The 19,967-nt window shown below is 55.5% G+C and carries 19 protein-coding genes; 9 read left to right on the top strand and 10 right to left on the bottom strand.

Annotated elements, in window-relative coordinates:
- The first annotated feature begins 114 nt into the window (after positions 1 to 114).
- Positions 115 to 1,365 (top strand): MFS transporter, encoded by a 1,251-nt coding sequence (locus IEX04_RS00680; RefSeq protein WP_188684022.1) that lies wholly within the window; start codon positions 115 to 117, stop codon positions 1,363 to 1,365.
- Between the two features lie 10 nt (positions 1,366 to 1,375).
- The gene (locus IEX04_RS00675; protein ID WP_188682959.1) at positions 1,376 to 1,858 is read left to right on the top strand and encodes a hypothetical protein; all 483 of its coding nucleotides are present in this window, start codon (positions 1,376 to 1,378) and stop codon (positions 1,856 to 1,858) included.
- Here the strand turns inward: IEX04_RS00675 and IEX04_RS00670 are convergent.
- The 3 genes from IEX04_RS00670 to IEX04_RS00660 form a co-directional block, all read right to left on the bottom strand.
- The gene (locus tag IEX04_RS00670; protein ID WP_096255689.1) at positions 1,845 to 2,837 is read right to left on the bottom strand and encodes an LLM class flavin-dependent oxidoreductase; all 993 of its coding nucleotides are present in this window, start codon (positions 2,835 to 2,837) and stop codon (positions 1,845 to 1,847) included. The two genes, IEX04_RS00675 and IEX04_RS00670, sit on opposite strands and share 14 nt — an antisense overlap.
- Before the next feature lie 129 nt (positions 2,838 to 2,966).
- A complete protein-coding gene (locus tag IEX04_RS00665; RefSeq protein WP_096255687.1) occupies positions 2,967 to 3,170 on the bottom strand; it encodes a cold-shock protein in 204 nt (67 codons plus the stop codon).
- Between the two features lie 290 nt (positions 3,171 to 3,460).
- Complete coding sequence (locus tag IEX04_RS00660) at positions 3,461 to 4,978, bottom strand: MFS transporter (RefSeq protein ID WP_188682957.1); 1,518 nt, start codon at positions 4,976 to 4,978, stop codon at positions 3,461 to 3,463.
- A 129-nt stretch (positions 4,979 to 5,107) separates the two neighbouring features.
- Between IEX04_RS00660 and IEX04_RS00655 the strand changes: the two genes are divergently transcribed.
- Together IEX04_RS00655 and IEX04_RS00650 are read left to right on the top strand one after the other, a co-directional pair.
- Entirely contained in the window at positions 5,108 to 5,662 is a 555-nt protein-coding gene (locus IEX04_RS00655) for a TetR/AcrR family transcriptional regulator (protein WP_096255684.1), read from the top strand.
- A 19-nt stretch (positions 5,663 to 5,681) separates the two neighbouring features.
- Entirely contained in the window at positions 5,682 to 6,932 is a 1,251-nt protein-coding gene (locus tag IEX04_RS00650) for an MFS transporter (protein ID WP_188682955.1), read from the top strand.
- Between the two features lie 9 nt (positions 6,933 to 6,941).
- Here IEX04_RS00650 and IEX04_RS00645 read toward each other — a convergent pair whose 3' ends face one another.
- Together IEX04_RS00645 and IEX04_RS00640 are read right to left on the bottom strand one after the other, a co-directional pair.
- Positions 6,942 to 7,598: a trimeric intracellular cation channel family protein gene (locus IEX04_RS00645; protein ID WP_188682953.1), complete on the bottom strand. Its 657-nt coding sequence runs from the start codon at positions 7,596 to 7,598 to the stop codon at positions 6,942 to 6,944.
- Between the two features lie 55 nt (positions 7,599 to 7,653).
- Complete coding sequence (locus tag IEX04_RS00640) at positions 7,654 to 8,199, bottom strand: DUF1697 domain-containing protein (RefSeq protein ID WP_188682951.1); 546 nt, start codon at positions 8,197 to 8,199, stop codon at positions 7,654 to 7,656.
- Positions 8,200 to 8,274: 75 nt separating this feature from the next.
- On the opposite strand from IEX04_RS00640, the gene IEX04_RS00635 reads away from it, so the two are divergent.
- Positions 8,275 to 10,227, top strand: a complete 1,953-nt coding sequence (locus tag IEX04_RS00635) for a S9 family peptidase (RefSeq protein ID WP_188682950.1) — start codon at positions 8,275 to 8,277, stop codon at positions 10,225 to 10,227.
- On the opposite strand, the gene hslR is transcribed toward IEX04_RS00635, so the two are convergent.
- Positions 10,224 to 10,619: an Hsp15 family ribosome-associated heat shock protein gene (gene hslR, locus IEX04_RS00630; protein WP_188682948.1), complete on the bottom strand. Its 396-nt coding sequence runs from the start codon at positions 10,617 to 10,619 to the stop codon at positions 10,224 to 10,226. The genes IEX04_RS00635 and hslR overlap by 4 nt on opposite strands.
- Before the next feature lie 27 nt (positions 10,620 to 10,646).
- Positions 10,647 to 11,003, bottom strand: a complete 357-nt coding sequence (locus IEX04_RS00625) for a hypothetical protein (protein ID WP_096255673.1) — start codon at positions 11,001 to 11,003, stop codon at positions 10,647 to 10,649.
- A 93-nt stretch (positions 11,004 to 11,096) separates the two neighbouring features.
- Here IEX04_RS00625 and IEX04_RS00620 point away from each other — a divergent pair, with 93 nt between their 5' ends.
- The 3 genes from IEX04_RS00620 (at position 11,097) to IEX04_RS00610 (ending at position 14,931) form a co-directional block, all read left to right on the top strand.
- Complete coding sequence (locus tag IEX04_RS00620) at positions 11,097 to 13,463, top strand: Tex family protein (RefSeq protein WP_188682946.1); 2,367 nt, start codon at positions 11,097 to 11,099, stop codon at positions 13,461 to 13,463.
- Positions 13,464 to 13,611: 148 nt separating this feature from the next.
- A complete protein-coding gene (locus IEX04_RS00615) occupies positions 13,612 to 14,115 on the top strand; it encodes a ferritin (protein WP_096255672.1) in 504 nt (167 codons plus the stop codon).
- Positions 14,116 to 14,208: 93 nt separating this feature from the next.
- On the top strand, positions 14,209 to 14,931 hold the full coding sequence (locus tag IEX04_RS00610) for an SH3 domain-containing protein (RefSeq protein WP_188682944.1): 723 nt from the start codon (positions 14,209 to 14,211) through the stop codon (positions 14,929 to 14,931).
- Between the two features lie 13 nt (positions 14,932 to 14,944).
- Here the strand turns inward: IEX04_RS00610 and IEX04_RS00605 are convergent, their stop codons facing one another.
- From IEX04_RS00605 to IEX04_RS00595, 3 genes are all read right to left on the bottom strand, one after another.
- Positions 14,945 to 15,166 carry a response regulator transcription factor gene (locus IEX04_RS00605; protein WP_229676924.1) on the bottom strand — a complete coding sequence of 74 codons (222 nt, stop codon included), beginning with the start codon at positions 15,164 to 15,166 and terminating at the stop codon, positions 14,945 to 14,947.
- 180 nt (positions 15,167 to 15,346) lie between these two features.
- A complete protein-coding gene (locus IEX04_RS00600) occupies positions 15,347 to 16,729 on the bottom strand; it encodes an NAD-dependent succinate-semialdehyde dehydrogenase (protein ID WP_188682940.1) in 1,383 nt (460 codons plus the stop codon).
- A 268-nt stretch (positions 16,730 to 16,997) separates the two neighbouring features.
- Positions 16,998 to 18,059: an aldo/keto reductase gene (locus IEX04_RS00595; RefSeq protein WP_188682938.1), complete on the bottom strand. Its 1,062-nt coding sequence runs from the start codon at positions 18,057 to 18,059 to the stop codon at positions 16,998 to 17,000.
- 200 nt (positions 18,060 to 18,259) lie between these two features.
- Between IEX04_RS00595 and IEX04_RS00590 the strand changes: the two genes are divergently transcribed.
- Positions 18,260 to 19,825 carry a hypothetical protein gene (locus IEX04_RS00590; protein WP_229676923.1) on the top strand — a complete coding sequence of 522 codons (1,566 nt, stop codon included), beginning with the start codon at positions 18,260 to 18,262 and terminating at the stop codon, positions 19,823 to 19,825.
- Positions 19,826 to 19,967: the final 142 nt, after the last annotated feature.

The following is a 19,967-nucleotide window of genomic DNA, read 5'->3' as shown; positions in this document are numbered from 1 at the left end:
TTCTTACAGATCGCTCAACTAGCCGGTGGGGTAGCGAGTAACCCCACCGGCAAAAACTTTCTAATGCAACAACCTGGCGATATCCCTTGGACCACGCGCCGCTTCGGAGAAAACATGTCGGTAATCAGTGAACTACGCATGCAACCGGCCCGAACCACCGTGCGCTCGTGGAATCCAGGGATTAATACCCGGCTAGGCATTACGGTGCTGGTTAGTTTCACCCTGCTGGTCGGAGCAAACCTTGCCACGCCGCTGTACCCACAGCTACAGCAGGACCTCGCGCTGGGTGCCATGGGCACCACCATTGCCTTCGCCAGCTACGTCTGCTCACTGATGTTTTTCCTCTACATCGTGGGCCACTGGTCAGATCACATCGGACGCCGCGCCGCATTGGTACTGGCCATTATCGTCTCGCTGGTGGGAACCATTAGCTTCGGTAGTGCCTCAAGCCTGTGGGAACTGTGTTTGGGACGTGGACTGCAAGGAGCGGGCGTGGCACTAGCCACCGGAGCCAGCGCCGCGGCATTGCGTGAGTTGCTGCCGCATAAGCCCGAATGGGCCTCACGCTTCACGTTGCTTGCGTCATCGGGTGGTGTGGCCTTCGGCCCGGTCCTTGGTGGTGTGCTTGCGCTTCTGCCTGGCGGGCGCAACACCGTGTTTACGGTCCAAGCAATACTGCTCTTAGCAACCCTGATCCCGTTGGTCGCGTTGAAGGCACGCCCGGCCATCGCGATGGCTGAACGCGGAGACCGCCACCGGGCCTTAGCTCCGCGGCGACTAGGCATTCCGGCCGAGGCACGCGCAAAATTCTGGATGGGTGCACTGGTCGGATTCTTGAGTTTTGCGGTCTTCGGTTTTGCGTTGTCGCTGGCACCGGGCTACTTCGCGCAGGTCTTTGACCTGGAATTGCTCCCGGTGATCGGACTCATCGCAGGCCTGCCCTTAGGTGTCTCGGCCCTGTCGCAGGTGGTCATTCGCGGCGGAAAATACCTATTGCCTATCGGGCTAGTGATTCTGGCCGCCAGCACCATCGGGCTAGTGATCGCCGCCGAGCTCGGTTCATTGTGGTCAGCTATCGTCGCGTTGGCGCTCATTGGGCTAGGCCAGGGCATGGCATTTAGGACCGCATTTAGCGGTGCGGTCAACGCCGTCTCAGCTTCACTCCACGCCCAGACCGTTTCCACAATCTACCTGGTGACCTACCTTGGTAGCGCGCTGCCGGTGATCGCGTTGGGTTGGGCCGTGGGAGTTTATGGCCAAGAGCTAAGCATTTTGGTCTTCAGCATTCTCTGCGCATTACTGGCCCTCGTGTTGACCTGCTGGTCAATAACCTCACTGGTCCGCGAGCGAAAAATTTCGGCGTAGCCTAGAAAGTATGAGTACATCCACAACTTTGGTGGCCTCACGGGCCGCTACCTGGACGGTTGCCGCCCGAATCCTCGTTCCAGCAATATGGCTGGGAATGATTATTGGAATTTCCTTCATCGAAGCACCGCTGAAGTTCACCGCGCCGGGAATCACCATCCCCTTGGGCTTAGGAATTGGCCGATTAGTCTTCACCGCCATGAACGCGGTAGAAATATTACTCTTTGTCTGCTGGCTAGCAGGAAGCTTTAAACGCCACATGGACCGTGCCTGGTGGTGGATCGTGGGAATTGTTGGATTCTTGTTGCTGCTTAAAGCGACAGTGATCCGCCCCGGACTCTCGGTACGCACCGATGCGGTGCTGGCCGGTAATTCCGATGGCGGATCACTGTGGCACTACGCCTATATCGGCGTAGAAGGTGTGCTCACACTAACGCTGGTGATCGCGTTAGTGTTCGCGTGCAAGCGTTGGGTCAGTATTAGCCCACGCTAGCCAGCTGGCAGGAGTCCGCGGTGAGCTGGACCGACTTCAAGCGATCCTCTTCGTGCAACGGGCTATGCACGGTAATGAGTTCGTCAGCCTGAGCATTGACCGCAAATTCCTGCAGATATTCGGCGACCTGTTCGCCGGTACCGATGGCTGTGTAGCGCATCATGTCCAAGATCTGCTCGGCCTGCGGGGTAGTCATCACCATATCGAGCTCTGCCTCGGTGAATTCCTTCTTGGCGTTACGGCCTAAGAAGGATGACACACGTTGGCGTTCGGCCTGCACCTTCAGTTCGTGAGCTTCAGCTGCACTATCCGCAGCGATCACACCCACTCCGGCGATCACATACGGTTCGGCCAGCTGAGCCGACGGCTTGAACTGCTCGCGGTAGGTCTTGATCGCCTGATGCAGTGCCGCAGGGGCGAAGTGCGAGGCGAAGGAATATGGCAAGCCAAACTGCGCGGCGAGCTGTGCGCCAAATAAAGATGAGCCCAAAATATAGAGTGGAACGTTAGTTCCGGCGCCAGGGATTGCCTGCACCGTTGGAACCCGCGATTCGCCAGCCAAGTAGGCCTGAAGCTCAAGCACATCGTGTGGGAATGAATCGGAGGCCGACGGTTCGCGGCGTAGCGCACGCAAGGTGGTCATATCCGTACCCGGGGCACGGCCCAGACCTAGATCAATGCGATCTCCGAAGATCTCTGCCAAGGTGCCAAATTGTTCGGCGATCACTAAGGGGGAGTGGTTCGGGAGCATCACACCGCCAGAGCCCAAGCGAATTTTTTCGGTGTGGTGGGCTACGTGACTGATTAGTAGCGAGGTCGCGCTGGAGGCGATGGTTGGCATGTTGTGGTGTTCGGCGTACCAAACACGTTCATAACCGGTGCGTTCGGCAAGCTGCGCAAGTCGTACCGATGATTTAAATGAGTCGGAGATGGTGCTGTTAGGAGCAACCGGGGCAAGATCAAGAATCGAAAGCTTCACATCTGATACAACCCAGCTAATAGCGGGAGTATTCCGTGAATCAAGGTTAACGTGAAAACGTCGCCTTCCCAGATGATTCTGGGGAGGCGACGTTAACGCTAAAGTCTGTAGGCTATTCGCCGTAGAACTTTAGAGTCCGCGGATGTCCGCTGCCTGAAGACCCTTAGGGCCCTCAACTACTTCGAACTCAACCTTCTGGCCCTCTTCCAAGGAGCGGAAGCCCTCGGTCTGGATGGCGGAGAAGTGAGCAAAGACGTCAGGATCTCCGCTGTCTGGAGCGATGAATCCGAAGCCTTTTTCAGCGTTAAACCATTTGACGATACCGGTTGCCATTATATTATTTGGTCCTTTCAGACGTTCCTCACCGTTTCTTATCGGTGAGCTTGGTTGTAATCCACGTGAGACCTTGAAACCGAAATTTCTCCATCTAACGAAGCAGCCAAGTCATTCACTTCACGTCTAGAAGGGGTTCGCGCCAACCATGCGGATCGACATTCACAAACTTCTAAAGGGTTCTTCGCGAATTACTTTGGAACTACACTGCCTAGCCTACGTCGAGTTTCGCAACTTTTGAATAACTTTGACCTAATTAATCAAGATTTTCAAAAAGTGTCTTAATTCGTTCACCGAGTAGCGGGTTTGATGATTCGAGCTACCACGATTGCGGCGGCCAACGCTAAGACCGCAGCGATGCTCGAGGTAATGAGCACACCATTGTCAAAAGCGTGGGCTGCGGAGGCCAAAAGTTCTTGTGCTTGGCTGGCTGGTAACCCCTGAGCAATTTGATGTGCTCCGCTCAAAGTTTCGCCAGCTAAGTGGACTTCAGCGTCGGTGAGGATCTCTGGCACCCGCAATTGAGCCGCGTACACGGTATTGAGGATCGTTCCGAGCACGGCCACGCCGAGCACCGCACCAACCTCATACGCGGTCTCGGAGATCGCCGAGGCGGCCCCGGACTTCGCCGCGGGCACTGCACTGAGCACCATGTCGTTGGACAAGGTCTCGGACATGCCAACACCGATACCCAAGATGCAGAACGCCACCATGAGCCAGAAGACATCTCCCGAAGATCCTGCAAAGACCACCAAAGCGTAGGCAAGCGCAGAGAGAAGCAGACCGCCGACCATAATGCCCGGCGCGCCGAAGCGTGCGGCCAGCGGCACCGAGAGTAAACCGAAGGCCATGGTCAGCACGAGCCCGGGAGTCATCAGCAGGCCCGCCTCAAGCGGACTATATCCGGCGATCAGTTGCAGGTGTTGGGACACAAAGTAAATGAAACCGACCAGGGAGAAGACTCCGATGAGGTTCACCGTCAACGCGCCGGAGAACACGCCATTCGAAAAGAGTCGCACGTCAATCATCGGGTTTGCTAAGACCAGTTGCCTGCGGACAAAGGTAATTCCGCTGACGATTGCCAACGACAACGCACCGACCGCGATGTAGAGAGGTTCGGTAGTGAAGGATTTAACCGCGTAAACAAATGGCAGCAGAGTGAAGATCACTAAGACAATCGACCATGGATCAACACGCCCGGGGTTGGGATCCTTGGATTCGGGCAGGAGCAAGAGTCCGCCAACAAGCAGCGGAAGTAGCATCGGGACGGCTAGTAGGAAGACCGAACCCCACCAGAAGTGTTCCAGTAAGATCCCGCCAACGATAGGACCGAGCACGGCACCGCCGGAAAAGGCGCTCGCCCAGATGGCAATCGCCGTGCGGCGCTCTTTCGCATCAGGAAAGATATTGCGGATCAGCGAGAGTGTGGCAGGCATGAGCATGGCGCCGAAGACGCCCAAGAGTGCGCGTGCCAACACGAGCTGGAACGCGTCGGTAGCAAAGGCGGCTAGCGCGGAGACGAGTGCAAAGCCGGTGGCACCAATCAAAAGGACTTTTCGTCGGCCAATCCGGTCACCTAAAAATCCCATGGGTACTAGCAGTCCCGCGAGGATCAATGGATAAATATCAATGATCCATAACAGCTGCGCCCCGGTCGGGGACAAGGCAGCCGAGATAGCGGGAACTGCGAATGACAGTACGGTGTTGTCCACTGAGACTAGGAGTACTGGAAAAAGTAGTACTGCTAGAGCGGCCCAGCGGCGCGAACGACTCAGCGTGGAGATGCGTTCGGTGATCTGTGAGCTCATGGGATTGGCCTTCATAAATTGCGTGTTGAGTGAGGATGAGTTGTTCCTCGTTCATAACTATACCGTCCGGTTGGTACAGTTACTAATGAATGTAAGGTTAAATCCGTCACCGTCTTACGAAGGAGTTCAATGGCTCGCCCACCAGCGGCACGCAACAAATGCCTCGATGCCTATATTTCGCTGCTCTGCGAAGAAGGTGAACGTGCCGCAACCTTGGAAGCCACGGCAAGTCGAGCAGGAGTCTCCAAGGGTGGACTGCTGTATCACTTCGCCTCAAAGGAGGCGCTGGCCGTCGGGGTGATCGAATCAACCGAAGAGCATGTTCAATTGGACCTGGCCCGCATGAGTGAAGTGCCAGAAGGTGCGTCGGTTTATTACGTGCAAACCTCCGCAGAAGTTGATACCGAATTGGACCGGCATTTAGTGGCGGTACAACGCCTTGCCCAAGCAGGTGTCTCCAGCGCCTCGGAGATGTTAAAAGACGTGCACTCGCGGTGGTTCCAGCTGATCTTGGACGAGGTTGGTGACCAGTCGATAGCCCATTTAGTGATCCTGATTGGTGAAGGACTCTATGCTCATTTAGCCACGCCCGACTCGTGGTATCAGAGTACTTTTGATGGTCGGCTCCAAGAATTACTAGACTTAGTTCCGCAACTCAAAAAGTTGAAGCAACTCAACGAATAATCTCGCAGGGACGTGTCACATGGCCACAGATGGCGCAAATAAACGACTCAAAGGTCGTATCGGAGCGCTACTTGGCATTCTGCTGATGGCGTTGTCGTTGCGCGCGGCGGTCGTCTCGGTGCCACCATTATTGGCCCGTATTCAAGAAGACATCGAATTCACCGAATTCACCACGGGCCTGCTGGCCATGCTGGCCCCCATTTCCTTTGCAGTTTTCGGACTGCTCACCCCGCGGCTGATTCGGTTGTGGGGCTTAGAACGAACCCTCATTATCTCCGTGGCCTTAGCCGTGGTTGGACAGTTGGCACGTCCATTTATGCCAAATGTTTACCCGTTCTTGGCGCTTTCCATCGTCACTCTGGCCGGTTACGGTATGGGCAACGTAGTACTGCCGCCGTTGGTCAAAAAGTACTTTCCAGATCGTATCGGCGTGGTCACCAGCGGATACGTCACGATGATTGCCATCGGCACCTGGCTGGCCCCGCAATTTGCGGTTCCTTTCGCCAATATCGGAAGCTGGAAAACGTCCATCGGTTCTTGGGCGCTACTGTCTTCCATCGTGCTGATTCCCTGGATCATGCAGCTATTTGCTGACCGCCGTGTGCAGCGCCCCGAGACTCAACTGCCAGTGGTGGGTGGGCACGAAATTGTGCGGATCAACCCATGGAAATCCAAGGTGGCCTGGGGCCTGGCGATTTTCCTTGCGGGTAACTCCGCTCAGACCTACGTCTACTTCACCTGGCTGCCCCCGTATCTTCACGCCCAGGGGCTCAGCGAAGCCAGCAGTGGCAATATGCTGGCGCTGTTCGCAATCCTTGGCCTTCCGGTTAGCTTGCTGGTTCCGCTGTGGGTCCCGCGTTTAAAAAACCCGATCATCGCAGTGGGTGTTTTTACCGCCTGCTGGATCGTGGGCCACTTAGGGATTTACCTTTCACCAACCTCTGGAACCTGGTTCTGGGTCTCCATGGCAGGGCTTGGGCAGGGAACCTTTGCGATCGCCTTGTTGATGATGAATCTGCGCTCGCGCACCACCTACGGTTCGGGGGTACTCTCCGGTTTTGCTCAAGGTTTAGGCTACGCCGGTGCAGCGGTTGTACCGATGCTCTTTGGCATAGTGCAGCAGGCCAGCGGCTCCTGGGGCGTCGCCTTCTCGATGTTAGGCGTATGCATCGTGGTGATGTTGGTGGGCGCAATCATCATCAACCCGCCACGCACCATCGAAGACACGGCTCCCGGTGCCGAGGGCGAGGGCAGGCTAGAACGCGTTTAATAGCAATACCTAGAAGTGTCGCTGTGGCCCGTCATGCGGGGGAGCGCTCGGACTGGCGCGATACCAATGTCCGGCAGCCAGCGGAATCCGCCAGCCAAACTTCAACGAGGCCAGACGGATGGCGAAGGTGAGCGCCGCAATAGCCACCACAACCACTGGATTGAAAAGCTCCAGGCTCCAGAACACTGCGGTGAGCGTGCCGCCGAACATCGCGGCAATCGCGTAGATATCGCGCGGGTTGAACAAATCAGGGGTGACGTTTGAAATTACGTCACGTAAGAGGCCACCGCCGACCCCGGAGATGACTCCAAGCAGTACCGCAGTCACCGGGTTGAAGTTATGCTGGAGCGCCTTCATGGTGCCAGTGACACAGAACAGGCCTAATCCGGCCGCGTCAAAGACCAGCACCAGACGGTGAAGTTTTTGAATAGCCGGCGTAAAACCGTAGACCAATAATGCGGCGAGTACCGGGGGCGCAAAATATATCGGGTGCGCAAACGTTGCGGGGGATTCGTTGAGGATCAAATCGCGCACCACGCCACCACCTAAGCCGGTGACGCCGCCCAGGAACAGCGAACCGAGGATGTCGAAACCGCGGCGCGCAGCCATCAGTGACCCGGCGACCGCAAAAAAGAAGATGCCAACGAGATCGAAGACAATGAGCATGGAAGTAGCCCTCAGCGAGTTGAAATGGAAACAGCAGAGCTAATTATGCTCGGAACTACTGTGCTCGAATAATTGTCGAAAGTTTTACTAAGGTATTCAGGTTCCGAGTGGTGATCAGATACTTGCGAGACTGAGCGGCCACCAATTTTGCTACCGGAGTGTCAAGACTTTGGCCTTTAGGACTCACCCAGCATAGTGATCGTCCGCGGAGGGCAGTCTGCTGGACCGAATCCAGCGCCATCGCCGCAAGATGAAGCTGGTGGGCATCTTCCTGACTGGAGCACAGGCTAAGGTACCGGTGGTACTCATGATTGGCATCCGGTAGTTGAACCGGGAAGTCCCCAGCGAGCTCATGGACGTCGGCCGCGGTGAAGACCAGACAGGGAATCGCACGAGAATAATGTTGAGCCAACAGTGCTTCGCAGTGCTCACGAAGCACCGACGCATTATCGTGTGGGGCCTCTAGGATCGCGTTGCCACTGGCGAGCACCGTTTTTACCTGGCTGTATCCGGCATCGCTGAGCAGCGCAGCAAGATCTTTCATCAGAATTTTGACCCCACCGACGTTTACTCCGCGTAAAAACAGCACAAATTTAGCCATAACTCCATCCAAGCGCACCGTGTTATGGCTTGTCGAGGGTCGTTCTGAGCAGAATATGTGACTAGTATCTAACACATGCCTCAGCACATGCCTTATGGATCCTGGCCGTCAACTATCTCAGCCACGCAAGTAGCCGCCGGCACTAAACCTTTGGGTGCCGCCTGTTTCTTCGGCGACAAACTCATTGTGCAAGAAGGCCTGCCTTCCGAGGGTGGTCGGATGACCCTGGTGGAGTATGACCGTCACAGCCAAAGTGAGGGGCGAACCCTCATTGATGCTCCCTATAACGTGCGTTCGCGAGTCCACGAATACGGCGGCGCTAGCTGGCTGCTGTTAGCTGGGGATGTTCCTGCAGTAGTCTTCGCGAACTTCAGTGATCAGCGAGTATATTTGCAGCTGTTAGCAGACCAAACTCCCATTGCCTTGACCCCGCAGAGCATGGTCGACGCGGACCCCACGCTGCGTTTCGCCGAATTTGTTCCCGGTCCGGCAGGGCATGTCTTGGCGATTATGGAAGATTTACGCGGTGAACCTGTTCGTCATATCGTGGAAATTCCTCTTGATGGCAGTGCTAGCGAAGATCTCGCAGCGATTCGACTGCTCAGTTCTCCTGCGCGCTTTGTTGCCGGGCCACGGCTGAGCCCGAACGGTGAGCAGCTAACCTGGATCAGCTGGGAACACCCGAATATGCCATGGGACAGCACAGAACTTCACCTCGCAGAATATTCCACGCAGGCGTTCTTGCAAGACACGGTCATTGCCGGAGGCCCAGAAATTTCGGTACTGCAGCCCGAATGGGCTGATGATGACCGGCTGGCATTTATCTCAGACTCCTCTGGTTGGTGGAATCCTTACACCTACCAGCTCAGCTCGGGACGTACCGTACGGCTGGTGGACCGTGCCGCAGAATTTGCCGGCCCGCTATGGCAGGTAGGTACCGGATGGTACCTAAGCCAAAATCCACAGACATTGCTCTGCTCCTATGGAACCGGAACTACTAAGCTCGCACGGGTTCACACCACCACCGGCGGATTAGAGGATCTAGATTTGCCTTTTGCCCGGGTGCGCCCGCTGGATCTAGACGGCAACTGGTTGTTGGCCCGGACGTCATCGTTGACCAATGGAGAAGAAATCTCCTTGATCAATATCGAAACTCTAGAGCACAGCTGTGTGACCCGATCTATCGAGCAACTCCCAGATCCGCAAATGCTTCCGGAGGTCGAAGAATTTGAGTGTGTTAATGAGGCAGGCCAAGCGGTGCACGCACTGCTCTACAAGCCTCGCCAAGTTGGCTACGCCGGGCTTGAGGGAGAACTCCCACCGTATGTAACCTTCGTTCATGGTGGACCTACCAGTCAGGCCGTGGCTACGTTGAGCACCTCCATTGCCTACTACACGTCACGCGGTATCGGTGTGGTGGATGTGAACTACGGTGGCTCCACCGGATACGGACGTAACTACCGTAATCGACTACGCGGCGCGTGGGGTGTAGTTGATGTTGCCGATACCGTCACGGTAATCAAGGCGCTCATCAACCGGGGACTGGCAGATCCGCAGCGGATCGGTATTGAAGGCGGGAGCGCTGGCGGGTGGACCGTGCTGTGTGCTCTGACATTCTCCGACGTGTTTACCGCTGGGATCAGTCGTTATGGTGTCTCGGATTTAGTGGGACTTGTTCAAGATACCCATGACTTCGAGTCCCAGTACATGTTCTCGCTTGTCGGTCCGTATCCGGAGGCGGCTGACCTCTACGAGAAGCGGGCTCCGATCAATCATGTGGAGAAGATTTCCTGCCCGGTGTTGCTCTTGCAAGGTGACGAGGACAAGGTGGTACCGCCAGCACAATCACAAGTGGTCGCCGACGCGTTAGCAAAACGTGGAATCCCACACGCTTACATCCTGTTTGCTGGCGAGCAGCACGGCTTCCGTCAGTCGGTAAACATCATCAAGGCATTGGAAAGTTCATTGGCTTTCTACGCGCAAATCTTCGAATTTGAGACGGATGTTCCCGACATTACGCTGAGTTAGTCCTCGGTGCCCAACCAAGAGGAGCGCAGGCGATCCATTTCGCGGCGGTCCTTCTTGGTGGGGCGTCCGGCTCCTCTGTCCCGTATGGGAACTTGCGGGACGACTACCTTTTCACGCGGCGGAGTATGGTCTAGATAGCATTTAACCGCTACCGGGGCACCGACACGTTTGGAAATGAGCCCGGTGACTTCCAACTCCCGGTCCCAACCGTCTTTGCGTACACGGATGCGATCCCCAGGAACAACAATTTGGGAGGCTTTGACCGGATCCCCGTTAAGCCGAACATGTCCAGCACGGCAGGCAGTCGTTGCGGCCGAACGCGTTTTATAGATACGCACGGCCCAAAGCCACGCATCGAGACGGACCTTACCGCGAGTGGGAATTTCGACCATGATTCAAAAGTCTAGATCACCGCAGGGTTAGTTACCTGCCGCGTTGGAATCCTCGCAGGCATTAACTAGCCGATCCTGCAGTGCACGCGGGGCATGATCCCCGGCGTTCGCTAGCTCGTTGAGAATATCAATCATGGATTGTGGCAAGCCACCACCCTCGACCGAAGTAATGATGGAACCAAGTACACGTAACTCTCCGGCGTCAATGGTCCCGTCCTGAATTGGAGCGCACGCTTGGCGCACCATTTCCTTCGCGGCAGCATCGGTTAGCTGTGTGGCGGCTGACGACGCGGTGTCCTCTAAAACGGAACAACCTGCGGTCAACACGGCGAGCGACGATACGGCAAGTATCGCAGCAGTTTTTCGAATAGTTACACTCCCCATAGTCACCAAGTCTAACGTCCAAGTTTTAGGATCAGCTGGGTGTCAACCGAGTCGATCATCTGAAGAATAAGCCGTGTGAGGCACAATGGTTCGGTGAGTAGCACAGAGCAGAGAATCCTTGAACAGCTGGCCATCGAACTATCTGGCGACAGCAAAGTAGCTATCTGGCAGGTCAAAGCCGCCGTTGAACTTTTGGACTCCGGATCCACCGTTCCCTTCATCGCCAGATACCGTAAAGAAATCACGGGAATGCTCTCCGATACCCAACTGCGTCTTCTCGAAGAGCGACTGCGCTACCTGCGTGAACTCGAAGAACGCCGCGTGACCGTCCGCGAAGCAATTACCGAGGTCGGAAAACTCACCGACGAACTCGATTCAGCCATTACCGCTGCGGTGACCAAGGCCGAATTGGAAGACATCTATCTTCCATTCAAATCGAAGCGTCGCACCAAGGCTCAGATTGCGCGAGAAGCGGGTCTGGAACCCCTGGCGGATCTGCTCTTAGCCAACCCCAACACCGATCCGCAGGTTGCGGCGGGGGAGTACCTGAACGCCGAGGCTGGTTTTGCTACCGAGCTAGATGCGCTCTCCGGTGCGCGCTCAATTGTGACCGAACGAGTCTCGCAAGATATCGTGCTGGCATCAGAGTTGCGTGAGCGACTGTGGAAAACCGGCCGGGTCGGTGCCAGCCCCGCAGCTACTGCGACCGCGGAGGCTCAAGGAAAGTACAAGGACTACTTGGACTATGTGGCGACGCTTGATTCGTTGCCCTCACACCGGGTGCTCGCGCTACTACGTGGTGAACGTGATGGGGTGCTGAAGCTGCAGTTTGCCGAGGCTGACCCACGTGATGACCAAGCCTTAGCGCAAGCTCGTGCCGGGTACGAGAACGCTATCGCCGCGTCCTTGGGCATCAGCACCGGTGGTGATGCGCCGGCAGCAAGCTGGCTACAGCAGACCGTACGTCTAGCTTGGAAAGCCCGTTTACTAACCCGTTTTGAATCAGATCTTCGGGCTCGCCTCTTTGAAGCTGCCGAGGATGAATCGGTCAAGATCTTTGCTGCTAATCTTCGCGATGTCCTGTTGGCTGCGCCGGCCGGAAACAAGGCAGTTCTGGGTCTTGACCCGGGACTGCGTACCGGGGTGAAGGTGGCAGTGGTGGACCTGACCGGCAAGGTCGTGGACATTGCCACAATCTACCCGCATGCACCTGCGAACAAATGGGACGAATCGGTTAACACGCTCACCCAGCTGGCGCAGAAACATGGCACCTCGCTGATTGCCGTGGGTAATGGCACGGCCGGTCGTGAAACCGACCGTTTGGCGGCAGAAGTGATCAAGGCCCTGGGCGGTAAAGAGCTCTCCAAGGTCATCGTTTCCGAGGCAGGTGCCTCGGTGTACTCGGCTTCCGAACTTGCTAGCCAAGAATTGCCAGATCTAGATGTCTCAATCCGTGGAGCAGTATCTATCGCCCGCCGCCTACAAGACCCTCTCGCAGAGCTGGTGAAAATTGATCCAAAATCCATTGGAGTGGGTCAGTACCAGCACGATGTGAGTGCCACAAAGCTTGACCGGGCACTGGATGCGGTGGTTGAAGACTGTGTGAACGCGGTGGGTGTTGATGTTAACACCGCTTCCCCGGCACTGCTTTCACGTGTGGCCGGTGTAGGCCCACTATTGAGCAGAAACATTGTGGACCACCGTAATGCTAACGGTGCTTTTGCTACACGCCGCGAGCTGCTGAAGGTTCCGCGCTTGGGCGCCAAAGCCTATGAGCAGTGTGCCGGGTTCTTGCGCATCACCGGGGGTAAGGAAAAACTCGATGCGTCCTCGGTTCACCCGGAGGCATATGCGCTGGCCAAGAGTTTGCAGCAGGCGGCAGAGAGCCGTGGGAGACGGTTAGAAGAATTAGATCCAGCGGAATTTACCACCGAACAATTCGGTGAACCGACCATCCGCGATGTGATTGCAGAACTACGCCGTCCCGCTCGTGACCCGCGCGGCGAATTTGTGACCGCCGCGTTGCGTGAAGGTGTGGAGAAGCTTTCCGATGTGCTGCCTGGGATGATCATGGAAGGTACAGTCTCCAATGTCGCGGCCTTCGGTGCCTTTGTTGATTTGGGTGTGCACCAGGACGGACTGATCCATGTCTCGGCAATGAGCACTAAGTTCATTTCGGATCCGCGCGAAGTGGTCAGCTCGGGGCAGATAGTTAAGGTCAAGGTCCTTGAGGTTGATGCTGCGCGTAAGCGAATTTCTTTGACCCTGCGTTTGGATGACGAATTGCCCGGAGAGAAAACTGTCTCGGAGCAGCCAAAAGCTCGTACCGGACAACGGCCCAATGCTGGAGTGAAGACTCGTGGGGACCGCGTCCCAAAGGCCGGACGCCAGGCAGCGCCGGCGCCGAGCGGAAACACCGCGATGGCTGAAGCGTTGCGACGTGCGGGGTTGGGAAAGTAAGCCCAGAAGATCTGTTCGGTTGCCCTAACCTTGGTTAGCATCGGCTCAATTAACTACTGGTCAACTCAAAAGTGTTCGCTAATTACTCTGCTAATTAGTGTGTCCGAACTTCGATGACAAGTAGGAAAATGAGTCGTAGTCTTTAGTCATGGAACTTACAGGAAAACTTGCAGAAGCCTTCAACACTCAGTTAACTCTCGAATTGACCGCTGCGACCGTTTACCGTCAGCTGGCAGTGGAGATGGATGTCATGAGCCTTTCCGGCATTGCCGGCTGGTTCCGTGCACAGGCAGCCGAAGAAATCGTGCACGCGGAAAAGTTCATGACTCATATGACTGACCGTGACGCACACCCAACCATCGGTGAGCAGCCAGCACCACAGATGAACGTCAAAACCGTTGCTGACGCCTTCGCAGTGTCTTTGGCACACGAACGGAAAGTTTCGGAAGCAATCCGTGAACTGTACCGACTGGCACAGACCGAGGGTGACATCGATTCAATCCCGATGCTGAACTGGTTTATCGAGGAACAGGTCGAAGAAGAGGCCACCGTATCCGAGATTCTGGACCGCCTGAAGCTTGTCGGAGATGACGGAAGCGGCATCCTGCGACTGGACCGTGAGCTAGGAACACGCCAGTCGGCAGGCGAATAAAACCACAAGAAGAGAAAAACTCTTCAAACATGAAATAAACTTAGGGAATCAGCTACTTGCTGGTTCCTTAAGTTTTTCTATATCGAGGTGGTTGTGAACCAATTGGGTTATCCGCATCCTTCGGCTCGGACGTCGTCACCGACGCATACGCACCGCACGACGGCAGAGCTGAAACTACGTAAGGGTGCCGGGCGACACTACCTTGTTCAGAGCAATCTGAGCACCGGAACTGAAATTGCACTCGTCGAAGTGCGAGGATCCTGGGCTCACGTATACGTTCACCGCATCTATGGCTGGCTACCAAATATTTACCTAGAGCCGATTCCGTCAGCCTTTGACGAAAAAATTGAAGGTCAGAGCGAAGATGAGCATAGCCCTCGAGTGCTGTCGCGTTATTCGTTGATCGAAGCCACCCATGTCACCACGGCTACACTGAACCTTCGCAAAGGTAGCGGCACCGGCTATCCAGTGCTCAAGGTTATTGAGCAGGCGAGTAAGGTCCGCATGGTTCTGCAACAAGGGTTGTGGTCACAAGTACAATTCGGACAGCTGTTGGGCTGGGTGCCGAGCATGTATTTGCAGACTCTGCCCTCACGTCCTGCTAAGGGTGGGTTGATTGCTGTACCCAATCAGCGTGCATTAACCACCATCCGACTCAACGCACGTCGTGGTCCTGGGGATCACCACGCATTAGCGCGCATTTTGCAGTCCGATACCGCGGTGATTATTGTGGCGCGTCAAGGCGCGTGGCGACAGATTGAACGTGATGGTGAAGAGATGTGGATTCCAGCCACGCAGCTACGAACCGTTTACTAGCCAGCGCAGAATTCTAGCTGACAATCTGCAAGTCAGCGGGGGAAACCAAACCTGATTCGGTGGCAATAACCGCCAGCTGCACACGATTGGTGACATTGAGCTGTTCCAAGATGCGCGCCAGATGAAGCTTCATAGAACCTTCCGAGATGTGAGAAATTCGCGAGATCTGTACATTGGTCAGTCCAGCAGCGACCAGGCGCACCAAGCTGCGATCGCGTTCGCTCAAGTTGCGCACAATGGCCTGCTTGCTTGAACGCCGCACAATTCGTGACGTCGCTTCCCAGCCGTCAACTGGTCGGGCGAATAGCTGGTAGCCGGCTAAAAGATGCAACGTTGGAGGGCTCGCGAGTTTAAAGCACAAGAAGAGGGGCCGAATCAGTTCACGAAACTGGTTCGGCCCCCTGCTTATCTGTTGCTACTCGCCGATGTAGAACAGACGCTTGTTCACGAATTCTTCCATGCCCAACGGGCCAAGCTCACGGCCGAAGCCGGAGCGCTTCACGCCACCGAATGGCATTTCGGCGCCCTCAGCCGCTGGAGAGTTAACGTTCGCCATACCCGACTGTAGGCCCATGGCAACCTTGGCTGCACGAGCTTCATCGGTGGAGTGCACCGAACCGCCCAGGCCGTAGATGGTGTCATTGGCTAGTTCCAGTGCCTGCTCGTCGCTGTTGACCTTGTAGACCACGGCGACTGGGCCGAACAGCTCCTCGTAGTAAGCGCGCATGTCCTTGGTGACACCGCTGAGCACGGCAGGGGAGTAGTAGGCCGCAGGACCATCTTGCAGTACGCCACCGGTATGAAGTGTGGCGCCCTTAGACACCGCATCCTGTACCTGTGCGTGCAGATCTTCGGCAGCCTTACGGGAGGACATCGGTGCGAACGTGCCGTCGACTTCTGCCATTGGATCACCGGGTGTCAGCCCGTCGGCATGCTTGGTCAGTTCGGTAACAAAGTCATCAAAAATATCTTCCATGATGATCATGCGCTTATTGGAGTTGCACGCCTGACCGGTGTTGTCGATACGGAAGCCCCACGCGGTCTCGGCGATGCCAGCCACGTCATTTGAATCCAGGACAACAAATGGATCTGAACCGCCAAGTTCAAGTACTGCCTTCTTCAAATTGCGTCCGGCCTGTTCGCCAATGATCGCGCCAGCGCGTTCGGAACCGGTCAGGGAAACACCCTGGATCCGTGAATCAGCAATGATGGTGGAGATTTGATCATGGGTGGCGAAAACGTTGTTGTACACGCCAGCAGGAACCCCTGCCTCATCCATGATTTCTTGGATTGCTAGAGCCGAGCGCGGGCAGGACTCTGCATGCTTGAGCACAATGGTGTTGCCCAGCATCAGGTTTGGTGCGGCAAAGCGAGCGACCTGGTACAGCGGGAAGTTCCAGGGCATGATGCCCAGCAGTGGGCCGACGGGGCGGCGCTGGACGACTGCCTTGCCACCGGAGAAGGACTTGATTTCCTGATCTGCCGCTAGGGTGGGACCTTCGGTAGCAAAGTATTCAAAGATGTCTTTGCAGTATTCTGCTTCGCCTACTGCCTCGGAAAGTGGCTTGCCCATTTCCAGAGTCATGATTTTGCCTAGTTCATCGGCCTTGTCGGCGAAGAGCTGAGCGACCTTGCTGACGATTTTGGCACGCTCGTTGATGTCGACGTTTTGCCACGACTCGTAGCCAGATTGTGCGGAGGCGAGTGCCTGCTCGACCTGTGCGTCGGTGGCTGTCGGGAATTCTTCAACGATCTTGCCGGTTGCCGGGTTTAGTACCTTGTAGGTCGGGGCGCTCATGATGCTCCTGTCTAGTCTGTGCTGAGGTCTGTGTGGGCTTGTGGATTCCACGATACCCATCCCGTCCATAAAATGAATGTGAATCACTTCACGGCGCGTCTAATTCGAGCATATCCTCAGTTCAGCAAATCGGCCACACTCAGATCCGTTGAATCGTCTGGGATTTAAGACGGATTCCTCGCGAATGTCTCTCATTTGCGCCCGAATGCAAAACACCCGTACGACGCTTGAGAATACGTCGCACGGGTGTTTGAGAACTAGGAAGAAACTAGCTGATTGCCGAGGTCTTCCACCAATCAATTCCGGCATCGCCTTGAGCGATCGAAGCAATTTCGTTGAGCTCGGTCTCGGTGAATTCAACGTTCTTTAGTGCGCCGAGGTTTTCGTCCAGCTGCTTGGTTGAGGAAGCGCCGATGAGCACCGAGGTGGCCGCACCCTCGCGGAGCAACCAAGCCAAGGACATCTGTGCCAAAGACTGGCCGCGACGCAGTGCAATGTCGTTGAGCTTGTGGATCTTGTCCAAGTTCTCTTCGGTCAGCTGTGCGTCCAAGGAACGTCGTCCACCCTGGCGCTGCACATCGGTGCCGTTGAGGTACTTGTCGGTTAGCAAGCCTTGAGCCAAAGGAGTAAAGGCGATAGCTCCCATGTCTTCCTTCTGCAAGGTGGCCAATAGACCGTGCTCTACCCATGGGTTCAAGATGTTGTAGGAAGGCTGGTGGATGACCAGTGGGGTTCCTAGCTCGTCTGCGATGGCCTTGGCCTGCGCGGTGCGTTCGGCCGAGTAGGAGGAAATACCGACATAGATGGCCTTGCCCTGACGGACCAAGGTATCTAACGCACCAATGGTTTCTTCTAGGGGAGTCTTCGGGTCATAACGATGCGAATAGAAGATATCCACGTAGTCCAAGTTCATTGCCTGCAAGGATGCTTCTGCGGAGGCCAGCAAGTATTTGCGTGACCCGAAACTACCGAATGGTCCGGCCCACATGTCGTAGCCGGCCTTCGACGAGATGACCAACTCATTACGGTAAGGCATGAAGTCCTTGCGCATCATTCGACCGAAGTTCTCTTCAGCCGAACCAGCTGGCGGACCATAGTTATTAGCTAGGTCGAAGTGGTTGATGCCGTGGTCAAAAGCGTGACGCAAGACTTCACGTTGGGTATCAAATGCGCGGTTGTCACCGAAATTCCACCACAGGCCCAGCGAGAGAGGAGGCAAAACTAAGCCCGAATCTCCGACTCGACGGTAGCCGAAATTCTCGTAACGGTTTTCTGCTGCGACGTACGGACGGTTACTGTCGGGACGCGGGCTGACAAGTTCGTACTCCATGTGGTGCCTCTCCATAGAATGAGTCTTTGTTGCTTAAAACAACTCTATGGCAGAACTCACGCAAGAGCATTGATCTGTTGAATAAAACTAGAGCATCGTCTTCGCGGAACCAGACTCGCGATAATTCATGTCAGCAGAGAATCTCTAGGCTCGCGATAGAGTGAAGTTTGGACAGCATGCAAATAACTGTGAGGACCGAAGTGATTTCCAAAGCGACAAAATCCCTTGCCGCGCTCTTGATCTGCGGACTGTTAGCCGGTTGCTCTTCGGGCCCAACGACGCAAGAGCCACAGACCTCAAATTCCGCGACGCCGGCACCACCGACCCCAGAGCCGCTGCCGGACTTTGTCCAAGACTTTAATAACAAACCCGCAGGTAAGGCGACTACCTTAAATGTCGGATCCTCAAACCTCGGTACTAGCCTGAGCGATGACAACATCGGAGTGTCCTTTGAGGCTACCGAGCTTAGCGACCCGCGTTGGGACCCAGAAGTCGGTAACCTCGACGAGATGCTCGCAGGGTTGGGGCATCCTGGTTTACGTTTTGGCGGAAACGTCTTGGACCGCGAAATCTTCTGGACTTCAACGGGAGAAAAAGCGCCAAAGGGTAAAACCTTGGTCACTCCCCAAGATCTCGAACGCGTGATGAAAACGGTCAAGAAGCTCGACTCTAAGGTCACCATCGGTATTCCGCTGGGCCATTATGATCCGAAGCGCGGGGCCGATATGGCCAAATATGCTGTGAAGACTTTCGGGGATCACCTGATTGGAATCTCTATCGGCAATGAACCCAATGGGTATACCAATGATGCGCGTCCTGGGCTGCAGGTGCGCAAACCTTCGCAATGGAATGAAAAGAAGTACGTCACTCAGGTGCGGGCGTACGTCAAAGCCATCGACGAGGCCACCGGTAAGAAGGTTCCAATTGTTGGTCCCGGCGTCTTTGACGGCTCGTGGATGAGCGCGTTTTTGAATGCGAAACTACCTAACACTACGGCGTTAACCCAGCACTATTATGCTATCTATGAATGCTCCTCGGATAAGGTGCCCGGGCGCGGACCCGAATGGCAGAACTTACTAGAACCTGTGGTGAGTAAGAGTGCCACGAAAATGCTAGGAATTGGATTAGCCAAGGCCAATAAAAAGAAGGTTCCGCTGTGGGTCGAAGAAACCGGGTCAACGAGCTGCCCGGGGACGAATAATACCTCTCGAACTCACGCCACCGCGTTGTGGACCATTGACCATATTTTTGCATCAGCGCGTCTTGGGGTGGAGCGGATGAACATGCATTCCATGCTTGGTGCCTGCCGAGGTGGAGCGCCGATGTCGGTGGTCTGTTCCGCGGACGGAACCGGTAGCAAGGGTGAAGGCCAAGTGCTCGCCCAGCCCAATTACCTAGCTATGCGCTTAGCCAGCTTGAGTATTGGTAGCCAGTTCATGTCTACGAAAATTTCGGGGGACAAAAACATTACGGCCTATGCTGTTAAGGCTGAAAACGGCAATGTTCAGGTGACCGTGATCAATAAAAACGATGCAGCCAAAAAGTCGAAAAACCCGCTGACGGTTAACTTGCCTAAAGGATATCGAGCCACCGGGGCAGCACAGATTTATGCACCTGGAAACGGAGCTGTCGAGAAGACCCAGTTGCGAGCGGAGGCCCCGTTTGCCGCCAAAGGCAGTGGCGTGACGAAGAATGCGACCGGCAAACTCCAGTTGGAGGTGGTCGCGAGCAGCGCCACGACGATTGAGTTCACGAAAAAGAAGTAACGAAGAAGCTTAAAGAAAGAATCGATCTGCGGGGGTCAAGGAGGTAAAGCCCGCGCAGATCGATTCTTATAAATCACTCGCACCTTGAGAAGGTAATCACCACTCTAGGATGGCATTCTTATCAATAGCTGAGCATGAGGTA

Origin of the sequence: Glutamicibacter ardleyensis (assembly GCF_014644555.1) — a bacterium.
Classification (GTDB): Bacteria; Actinomycetota; Actinomycetes; order Actinomycetales; family Micrococcaceae; genus Glutamicibacter; species Glutamicibacter bergerei.
The sequence above is the reverse complement of the archived record's forward strand: the minus strand, read 5'-3'. Positions and strand labels throughout refer to the sequence as shown.